This is a genomic window from Planococcus sp. A6, assembly GCF_028823615.1.
In the GTDB taxonomy this organism is placed as follows: domain Bacteria; phylum Bacillota; class Bacilli; order Bacillales_A; family Planococcaceae; genus Planococcus.
Genome location: NZ_JAPEHT010000127.1, coordinates 1 through 9,343, shown reverse-complemented (window position 1 = coordinate 9,343; position 9,343 = coordinate 1). Strand labels below are relative to the sequence as shown.

Annotated in this window: 7 protein-coding genes; 5 read left to right on the top strand and 2 right to left on the bottom strand. The window is 50.1% G+C overall.

Annotation, left to right across the window (positions count from 1 at the left end):
• Nucleotides 1-504: 504 nt before the first annotated feature.
• Together ON064_RS15155 and ON064_RS15150 are read right to left on the bottom strand one after the other, a co-directional pair.
• The gene (locus ON064_RS15155) at nt 505-759 is read right to left on the bottom strand and encodes a hypothetical protein (RefSeq protein WP_274625433.1); all 255 of its coding nucleotides are present in this window, start codon (nt 757-759) and stop codon (nt 505-507) included.
• Entirely contained in the window at nt 756-1,913 is a 1,158-nt protein-coding gene (locus ON064_RS15150) for a class I SAM-dependent methyltransferase (RefSeq protein WP_274625432.1), read from the bottom strand. The genes ON064_RS15155 and ON064_RS15150 overlap by 4 nt, the downstream gene beginning before the upstream one ends.
• A gap of 109 nt (nt 1,914-2,022) precedes the next feature.
• Between ON064_RS15150 and ON064_RS15145 the strand changes: the two genes are divergently transcribed.
• The 5 genes from ON064_RS15145 to cydC all read left to right on the top strand — a co-directional run bounded on the left by ON064_RS15145 (nt 2,023) and on the right by cydC (nt 9,160).
• A complete protein-coding gene (locus tag ON064_RS15145) occupies nt 2,023-3,663 on the top strand; it encodes an AMP-binding protein (protein WP_274625431.1) in 1,641 nt (546 codons plus the stop codon).
• Nucleotides 3,664-3,866: 203 nt separating this feature from the next.
• Nucleotides 3,867-4,481, top strand: a complete 615-nt coding sequence (gene wrbA / locus ON064_RS15140; RefSeq protein WP_274625430.1) for an NAD(P)H:quinone oxidoreductase — start codon at nt 3,867-3,869, stop codon at nt 4,479-4,481.
• Between the two features lie 81 nt (nt 4,482-4,562).
• The gene (locus ON064_RS15135) at nt 4,563-5,285 is read left to right on the top strand and encodes a ZIP family transporter (protein ID WP_274625429.1); all 723 of its coding nucleotides are present in this window, start codon (nt 4,563-4,565) and stop codon (nt 5,283-5,285) included.
• Between the two features lie 453 nt (nt 5,286-5,738).
• Complete coding sequence (gene cydD, locus ON064_RS15130) at nt 5,739-7,469, top strand: thiol reductant ABC exporter subunit CydD (RefSeq protein ID WP_274625428.1); 1,731 nt, start codon at nt 5,739-5,741, stop codon at nt 7,467-7,469.
• Complete coding sequence (gene cydC / locus ON064_RS15125; RefSeq protein ID WP_274625427.1) at nt 7,457-9,160, top strand: thiol reductant ABC exporter subunit CydC; 1,704 nt, start codon at nt 7,457-7,459, stop codon at nt 9,158-9,160. Before cydD ends, cydC begins: the two co-directional genes overlap by 13 nt.
• Nucleotides 9,161-9,343: the final 183 nt, after the last annotated feature.

The following is a 9,343-nucleotide window of genomic DNA, read 5'->3' as shown; positions in this document are numbered from 1 at the left end:
TCGTCGCTACGCTCCTGCAGGGTCTCAAGTGTCTCGCTAATCCTCCCGGAGTCGGCCCCTTCCACTTTGTCTCTAGTTTTATAGTGGTGAACAATCTCTTCGATTTATTCAATATAGATAGTGGAAGTGTGTCAGACCTGATAGTTTTTGTCTCCTTGGATAGAGGAGCTACAATTGTCCGTTTGAATCCGTCAATAAGCATCTATGTCTCAGTTGCTGCCTCCCAGAAAGCGATTCCCCCGCTAGCCGGCAACTTATTATAGAAGCAGTTCTGATTAAACGAACCCGAATCAAAGAAATCTCTCAGCTGCCAAGCGTAAAGGGGTGAGCCGACGCAGTAAGACAGGTGTTCTTCCTGGCTTGCTGTGAGAGGCCAACCCAAAGCAGGGCGGCGACTAGTAGATGAAGCTCAAATTAATATCAGCAACAATTCCACAAGCAAATTTATTCTCACAAAAAAAGAAACCAATGCTGAGCATTGATTCCTTCCGCACACATCTGAAGTTAGAGCCCAAGCACGAAGAATGCCAGGAAGATGGTGACGATGACCAAAGTGTTGGTGATCAGCGATGTTCGTTTGCTGACGGGTTCATCGAGTGCCGGGAAGCGTTCGACCAGGCGGATGCCCCCGTAAATCAGCCCCATCAAAAGGACTAAAGTCAATATGAGCGGCATATCGTAGACGCGCACATCGATAAAGCGGATAAAGATGACCGAGAAAGCAAGGATCATGCCGTTGACTAAATTTTTTCGCTTCATAGGAGCTCCTTCAATTCGTTTTCAAGAAACGGCTTGGCGTTCAACAATTTGGTGAATTCCCGGTAGCGTTCCAGTTGGCCGGCTGCCGGTTTTTTGTTCGTGCGGTAAGCGCGGATCAAAATGTTTTTCGGCGTGTGCTCCATATCGATGAACTCCATCAATTGGGTCTCATAGCCGACCAAAGAAAGCAGTTCTGCGCGGATCGAATCGGTCGCGAGCGCGCTGAAGCGTTCTTTGATCAAGCCATGCTGCAGCATGACATCGAGCGGCGACGATTGGATTTGGCTATTGAGTTCGTGTTGGCAGCACGGCACGCTCAAGATGACGCCGGCGTTCCATTTAACGGCGCGGGCGAGTGCCATATCCGTTGCCACATCACAGGCGTGAAGCGTGACGACCATATCGACTGCGGTGTCTTGGTCGTAATCGTTGATATCGCCAACGAGAAATTCCAGCTGCTGGTAGTCGAGGTCACGGGCGATGTTCTGGCATTCCTCGATGACGCTTTTTTTCAGGTCCAGGCCGGTGACACGCAAATCGAGCCCTTTTTCAATACGCAAATAATGATATAGCGCAAAAGTCAGGTAAGATTTACCGGAGCCGAAATCGAGTATGCGGATCGGGCGGTCTTTTGGCAAATGCTCGAGTGCATCATCGATGAATTCGATGAAGCGGTTGATCTGACGGAATTTATCGTATTTCTGTTTCTTGACTTTGCCGTCCGGCGACTGGACGCCGAGGCGCACAAGAAACGGATAAGGTTTGCCGTCCTCTAGCAGATAATCTTTCTTGCGGTTGTGAGACAAATCGGCGGCAGTGCGCGCGTCCGCTTCTGATTTATAGCTCACTTTGAATTTCTTGGTCAATTGGATCTGGACTTTTTCGTCGGTGAACTGGAACAGTCCTTGGCGGAAGTCGGCAAATAATTGTTCGAGCTCTACAGCTGACTGTTCGACTGTCAGGTTTTGGTGTTTCAAGATCTGTTCATATTGATATTCGAACTGGATGCGGTAGCCTTCTTTCAGTTCGACCGGTTTTAATTTGATGCGTTTCAAGTCGTTCGATTTCTGGCGCGGCTGGCTGATGGTGGCCGTGACGAGTGCGTGGCTGTGCAGTTTTTCTGCAAGTTTGGCGTGCATAGTTTGGAGTTCCATAGAAAATCCCTTCCGTCTTTATGATAGCCTCATTTTAGCACGGCTGGGATACTGGGGCGACTTCGCAAACCGGAAATGGCGCCTTCTTTTCAATAAGGGGGACAAAGAAATGGCAATTCTCGATCAAACAGTAGGGGAAATTGTACGGGAGCAGGCGAAAAAATTTCCGCAGACGGAAGCGTATGTGTATCCAGAACGCGGCATCCGCAAAACCTATGCCGAATTTGACCAAGAGACCGATACGCTAGCGAAAGCGTTCATGGGCCTTGGCATAGAAAAAGGCGAACATATCGCCATTTGGTCCGATAATAAACGCGAGTGGCTGCTTAGCCAATACGCTACAGGTAAGATGGGCGGCGTGCTGGTCACTGTCAACACAAGCTATCAAGCGAATGAGCTGGAATATCTGCTGAAGCAATCGGATTCTACGACTTTGATTCTGGGGGAAGAATTCAAGGGGACTGATTATATCGAAGTGTTGAATCAAGTGTGCCCGGAACTGGAGCATGCTGAAACAGGGCAGCTCGATTCGCCTAAACTACCGCATCTGAAGCGCGTTATCGTCATGAGCGAAAATAGCTATCCGGGCATCTACACATGGAGCGAATTTGAAGCATTCGCGGAAAAGATAAAGGATGAACAACTGGAACAGCGCTTTCGTTCGATGAAACCGGATGAAGTCATCAATATCCAATACACATCCGGGACGACCGGATTCCCGAAAGGCGTCATGCTGACGCATCGCAACGTCGTCAACAACGGGCGCCTCGTCGGCGATATGATGAATTTGGATGAAACGGACCGCCTGTGCATCCCGGTGCCGTTTTTCCATTGCTTCGGCTGCGTGCTCGGAACTTTGGCGGCAGTAACACATGCCACGACAATGGTCATCGCAGAGCAATTCGAGCCGAAGCGCGTCTTGCAGATGGTACAAGATGAGAAATGCACCGCGCTTCACGGGGTGCCGACGATGTTCATTGCCGAACTCAACCATCCCGAATTCGAGTCGTTCGATACTTCGACATTGCGCACTGGCATCATGGCCGGCTCGACGTGCCCGATCGAAGTGATGAAGAAAGTCATCAGCGATATGGGGGCGAGTGAAATCACTATCGCTTATGGGCAGACCGAATCATCGCCGGTCATCACGCAGACCGGCAAAGATGATGCCATCGAAAAACGCGTCGCCACTGTCGGCAAGCCGCATGACGATGTCGAAGTGAAAATCATCGACCCGGTGACCGGCGAACAAGTCGTCAAAGGCATGCCAGGCGAATTGTGCACGAGAGGCTATTTAATCATGAAAGGCTATTACAAAAACGAAGAGGCTACTAAAGAAGCGATCGATTCTGATGGCTGGCTGCATACGGGCGACATTGCGGTTGAAGACGAAGATGGTTATATCTCGATCACGGGCCGCATCAAGGACATGGTCATCCGCGGAGGGGAAAATATCTACCCGCGTGAAATTGAGGAATTTCTCTATCAGCACCCGTCCGTCCAAGATGTTCAAGTCGTCGGGGTGCCGGACCCAAAGTATGGGGAAGAGCTGATGGCTTGGGTCATCTTGAAAGAAGGGGAAGAACTCAAACCGGACGAGCTGCGTGCGTATTGCAAAGGGAAAATCGCCCATCACAAAATCCCGCGCTATATCGAGTTCATCGAAGAATACCCGATGACCGCTTCCGGAAAGATCCAGAAGTTCAAGTTGCGTGAAATGTCTGAGGAAATCGCTGAGAAGGTCCAATAAACAAGAAGAAGCAACCAGATGGAAATTTTTCATCTGGTTTTCTATTGCGTATAGTTGGCTAGTACTTCTTCACTTGAATCGAGATATTCAGAAAAGAAAGTTTAATGTCTTTCTAAATAGGGCACACTAGTAACAGAAGTTATCTTGAATATAGGATAATTCGTGCAAGCCACGGACCAAATTGATAAAGGAGAGGTTATGGAATGAGCAACGTAAACTTGGCAATCATTTACTACAGTTCAACAGGAACCAATTATCAGATGGCGCAATGGGCAGAAGCGGCTGCGAAAGAAGCGGGTGCAGAAGTAAAAGTGGCAAAAGTGAAAGAGAATGCGCCGATGGGGGCGATTGAATCGAACCCAGCCTGGAAAGAGCATTACGAAGCGACGCAGGATGTGCCGGAAGCCGACAACGATTTGCTCGAATGGGCAGACGCGATCATCTTCAGCGTGCCGACGCGCTTTGGCCATGTATCTTCACAAGTGCAACAATTCTTCGATACAACCGGCGGCTTATGGGCGCAAGGGAAGCTTGCGAACAAGGTCGTCAGCGCCATGTCTTCTGCGCAGAATCCTCATGGTGGGCAAGAAGCTACAGTTCTCGCTGTCTATACAACGATGCATCATTGGGGCGCAATCATTGCGGCTCCGGGTTATACGGACCAATCCTTGTTCAAAGCAGGGGGCAACCCTTATGGAACGAGCGTCAGCGTCGACCAGGACGGCAATATGGTGGAAGACGTAAAAGATGCTGTGGCGCACCAGGCAAAACGCACAGTACAAGTGGCTGGATGGGTTAAAAACGGCTTGAACGGGTAACTAAAAACTACACGCCAAAAAGGCGAATGCTAGCAGACGGGCGAATGCGCCCGTCTGCTTTTTCAGTCGAGGAGGGGTAGTTTGGAATGGCTTAGCTTGGTGTTTGTAATGGGGTTTGTCGTCATTCATCTATTTTCGAAAAACATGAATTTCCTGAAAGCCGTACCGCGCAGCCGGTTCTTATCGATTGCCGGCGGCATTTCTGTCGCCTATGTATTTTTGCACTTATTGCCTGAGTTGGGCGAATTCCAAGAAGAGGTCCACGAGGAATTCGGCGGCCCGGGGGAAGGTTTCCTGAGCAACCATATTTACTTAGCTGCGATGGCCGGGCTGGTCATTTTTTACGGCTTGGAACAAATGGTCAAAAACTCGAAGCGCCGGACTGCGGAAGGCAAGTCTTCTTCAGGCGTATTCTGGATTCACATCGGTTCCTTTGCTATGTACAACGGGGTCATCGGCTATTTGATGATGCGCGAGGAATATGAAGGGGTGGTTGGGATGGCCCTGTTTTTCATTGCGCTCGGGGTCCATTTCATCACCAATGACAAGGGTCTCCGGGAAGCACATAAAGGCGAATATGACCGGTACGGCAGATGGCTTCTCGCTGCGGCAATCGTGGCCGGTTGGGTCATCGGGTGGATGACGGAAGTGCATGAATTGATCATTGCATTTCTCATGGCCTTGATTGCGGGCGGCGTTATTCTAAACGTGCTGAAAGAAGAATTGCCCGAAGAGCGGGAAAGTAGTCTAGGTGCTTTTGTAATAGGACTGGCCGTATACTCTATGTTGCTATTGTTCATTTAACTAAAAAAATGATGCCATTTATAAAAAAGGGGAATAATCTTTAGGATATCGGGTAGAGTATTAGGTAATGAATCACGTGCGTAATCCTCGCGTTAGTGTCGAAAGGTGATGTTTATGCCATGATCACGAAAGAGGAAGAGGCAGTCTTTGAATATGAACTTCAGAAATTGACGACAGAGTGCCAAGAATGCCTGGATACTTCTTTGAAGAGAAAGATCCAAGATGATGCCTTGTGGTTACAGGCCATCGTTTTTCCAAGCTCCGGAAGAAAGCCGTGAAGTGAGCGAATTTCCGATATTCCAGCCACGCAGCCTTGCTGCGTGGCTTTTCTTTGTGAAATGTGAACCGTTTTGTAACAATTTCCCGGGAAATGGCTCTCAGGGCGTGCGTCCCCAAAGGAATCTCCCTGTTGCTCCTTTATAATAGGGATAAGTGAAAGAAAGGGCGATGGGAATGGGAAGTTTGAAGCAAATGGCCTACAGCCAGAACAATCGCATACGGTTGTTGTTTCTAGCCTCATTGGCAAAAGGGCTTGCGATGATTGGGCAGGCTTTGTTTTTTGTATGGGTAGCTGATTCAGTATTTCTGAAATCCGCCTCTTTTGAAGACGTGCTGCCGTTATTGGCTGCGCTGCTGGCGGTCATTTTGCTGCGGGCTGGCGCAAGTTATGCGATCGGCCGGCTCGGCATCACGCTGTCTGTTGAAGCGAGACGCCGTTTGCGCCGGGAATTGATTGCTACGTATAAAGAAAATCCGCTGCAGGGATCGATTGCCGGGCAGTCGGGGCGGAAAGTCGGCTTGCTGCTCGAAGCCGTCGATGACACTGATGGTTATTTCAGCAAATATATTCCCCAGATGATCCAAAGTTATACAATTCCGCTGATGCTCCTCGGAGTGATTTTTTACCTGAACTGGACGACCGGGCTGATCATCTTAATTACGGCGCCGTTCATTCCTTTGTTTATGGCGATTGTCGGCAAAAGAACAAAACAAAAAGCGGATGAAAAAGTCGAGCAATTGGCTGGATTTTCAGGCGCTTTTCTCGATGTGCTGCAAGGGCTGACAACTTTGCGCCTGTTCGGCCAGGCCAAGCGGCAAAGCGACACCATTCGGGACAATAGCTTGAAGTTTCGCGATTCGACGATGGACGTCTTGAAATCGGCTTTCCTGTCTTCTTTGACGCTCGAATACATTTCCATGCTGAGCATCGGGATCGTGGCGCTCGAAATCGGTTTGCGCCTTGTGGTCTTCGATAGCATCACGTTTTTCCCGGCTTTCCTCGTCATGCTGCTCGTGCCGGATTTCTTCAATTTATTGAAGGAGTTTGGCAGCGCTTTTCATACGGCGAGAGGCAGTGCGGCATCTGCTGAGCTGTTGACAGAAGAATTGGCGAAAAACCATCAACCGGTTGAGTGGGGGGAATCCCCTGTCAATGCACCGATTGAGTTAGCAGTAGAGCAAGTCGGCTTTCAGTACGGAGAAGGGTTCCAACTCGAACCGGCAAGTTTCAAGCTCGAAGCGGGAACATCTACCGCGCTGGTCGGGGCAAGTGGCTCCGGAAAAAGCACCTTGATGAATGTTGTAGCGGGGTTATTGCCGGCCACCAGCGGGCGATTGCTGATCAACGGCTTCCCGCAAGAACAAGTGAGCGAAGATGAATGGTTCGGGCAATTGAGCTATATTACGCAAGATCCTTATTTATTTGCAGGGACAATTAAAGAAAATATCGAACTCGGGTCGAATCAAGCCGTGGCGAAACAAGAGTTGATTGCGGCGGCTCAGAAAGCGGGCATCCTGGAATTGGTCGAATCGCTTCCTGAAGGATTCGACACGGTGATCGGCGAAGCGGGGCGTGGATTGTCCGGCGGCGAAAAGCAGCGGCTCGTGTTAGCGCGTGCATTTCTCAAGAAGCCCTCGTTATTGTTTTTTGATGAACCGACAGCAGGACTCGACCTTCATACAGAGCAAGTACTGCAAAGGGCAATCGAAGAGTTGTCGAAAGAAGCTACCGTCATCACGATTGCACACCGTCTGCACACGATCCGGAACGCATCACGCATTATCGTCTTGGACGCAGGGAAAGTGGAAGCCATCGGCACGCACGAAGAGCTAATGGACAGCTTCAGCCCTTACCGTTCCATGATTGAGGCGCAGCAAGGGGGCAAACAGGCATGGGTGAATTAAAAACGGTTTTTTGGCTGACGCTAAAAGAAAAACGTGATGTTGCCCTTGCCGTAATGTTCGGCTTTCTGGCGGGGCTTGCCGGCGTTGCGCTTCTTGGGGCAAGCGGCTATTTGATTTCCAAAGCGGCGTTGACTGCCCAAATGACGACCTTGGTCGTTATGGCAGCATCGCTTAAATTATTCGGCTTTGCAGCCGCCATTACCCGTTACGCGGAACGGCTGTTTTCACACCGCGCGACGTTTACGATGCTCGGCCATTTGCGCGGGAATTTTTTCGAACGATTGGCACCGCTCGCTCCGGGTATTTTCCAGCGCCACCAGAGCGGGGATCTGTTGTCTCGTATCGTCGGTGACGTGGAAAGTTTGCAGAATTTCCTGCTGCGCGTATTGTATCCGCCGATTGTCGTAGGCATGGTCTTAGTGGCCACAGTGTTCTTCACTTCGTTTTATTCGCTGCCTATGGCCTTGATCGTCTTGGCAGGCGCAATTTTTGTGGTCGTCATCCTGCCCGCGTTCTTCGCTCTCCGGAGACGGAAGAAAACGCATGCTACAGGAGAAACCCGCGGAGAGTTTGCGGCAGCATCGGCGGAATTTCTTTACGGATTCAAGGATTTGAAAATCCATTTGGCGCTCGATCGAAAAAGCGCGGAATTACAGGAAACCGCACACCGTTACGAACAGGCCCAGCAAAACGAGGGGCTTGAGGAAAACCGGGTTCAGTCCGTGAATGCGCTTGTGGCTTTTCTGGCTTCGTTTTTCATTTTGGCGACTGGGGCGTATTTTGTGTCCACCGGGGAATTGTCCGGTTTGTATTTGGCGATGCTTGTCATGGTGTCGCTTGGGGCATTTGAAAATGTCGGCCCGCTTGCGGCCCTTCCGGCGTATTATGAAGAAAGCCGGATCGCTGCGCGCAGGCTTGACGAAGTGGTGGACGAAGAACCGGACAACAGCATCGGTACATTGCCGGTGGGGCCGGTGGATATTCAGGCGAATCGCATCTCCTATCGCTATCCGAATGATGGTCGCTTGGCGCTCGATGAAGTCAGTTTCCAGTTGCCGCAAGGATCTAAAACGGCGATTGTCGGCCCGAGCGGTTCAGGCAAGTCGACCTTATTGCAGCTATTGCTGAAAGTGGCAGTACCGGAGGATGGCGAAATCCGTTTCGGAAATGAAGCGCTTAGCGGCATGCGCCCGGAAAACGTATGGGAACGCATGAACATTGTGCTTCAGGAGAACCACTTCTTTTCAGGGACAATCGAGAGCAATTTGCGCATTGCGAATGAGCAGGCAGACGCAGAACAATTGCGTGAAGCACTCGAACTCGTACGGTTAGAGCACTTGGAGCTGTCGGCGCCGGTTTACGAAAAGGGCCGCAATTTATCCGGCGGTGAAAAGCAGCGTCTCGCGATGGCTCGTGCGTTTCTGAAAGGCGAACGGCTATGGCTGCTGGACGAACCGTTTTCATCGGTCGACGGCGTAACGGCCCAATCCATCTACAGCGAGCTGTTCACTCGCCACCCACAGGATACGTTTGTCATCATCAGCCACGATTTATCGGGGCTTGAAAACATGGACCGCATCCTGGTGTTGGAAAACGGACGCTTGATCGAACAAGGCAATTACCAGGAATTAATGGAGCGCCGCGGTTATTTCTACGGTTTGAAGAAAATAGAAGAGCAAGTTTTCGTCTAAGTATCTCGAAAGTTGCACAAAAAAAGACGCATCTATGCAGATGCGTCTTTTCAGAGTGTTGAAGAAGTCTATGATTCATTACGAATTAGAATGGAATCGTTTTTTCTACATTCAACAATCAACGATCTCTTTAAGTATTTGGAGAAGTGTTCGCTCGACTCCTGTGGATCAGCGAGACGACCG